General features: G+C 55.4%; 1 protein-coding gene. It reads left to right on the top strand.

The window, feature by feature from the left end; translation table 11 throughout:
• Window positions 1–254: hypothetical protein (locus M4I23_RS19755; protein ID WP_249755568.1), on the top strand; the 254-nt coding region annotated here is incomplete at its 5' end.
• Window positions 255–522 lie beyond the last annotated feature (268 nt).

The raw sequence follows: 522 nt of genomic DNA, 5'->3' as shown, positions 1-522 counted from the left end.
GGACACCGTCTGTTCAACCCTTGCCACCTGGTCCAATAAGTTGGCGACAACTTTACACACTCAATTCTGAAGGCAGCACTGCAAACTTTGACGTGCAAGCTTTCAAGGATCCTGAGCAATTGGTCAGGATTGTGGTGCCTGTTCTGCAGTCGGTCAACCCGGCAAAGCTTGAGCAAGCGATCAATGCTGTGCGTGCCCGATACCAAACACTGCGCCAGAATGCTGCGGCCCAGCCCGTCCAACCACTACTCTGATCCACCTCGACTTAGTCAAACCAACCACCAAAATGCCTGGCTTCCTCAACTCCATTGCCAGCCACGCAAAGGCTCACCACGAGAGTGTCAACGCTGCTTACAACGCCTACTACACCGGCTCACTACCTGCCTCACGAACCGCCTCGCCTGAGACATCCCGCAACTCCTCCATTGCCGGTCCATCATCCGCAGCAAAGAACCATACCAACGCCTCCAAGGCCTGGAAGGCACTCAAGAAGCACCACCAGGAGATGAACGCCGCCTTTGC

The sequence above is a fragment of the Algibacter sp. L4_22 genome (genome assembly GCF_023473045.1).
Classification (GTDB): Bacteria; Bacteroidota; Bacteroidia; order Flavobacteriales; family Flavobacteriaceae; genus Algibacter.
The sequence above is the reverse complement of the archived record's forward strand: the minus strand, read 5'-3'. Positions and strand labels throughout refer to the sequence as shown.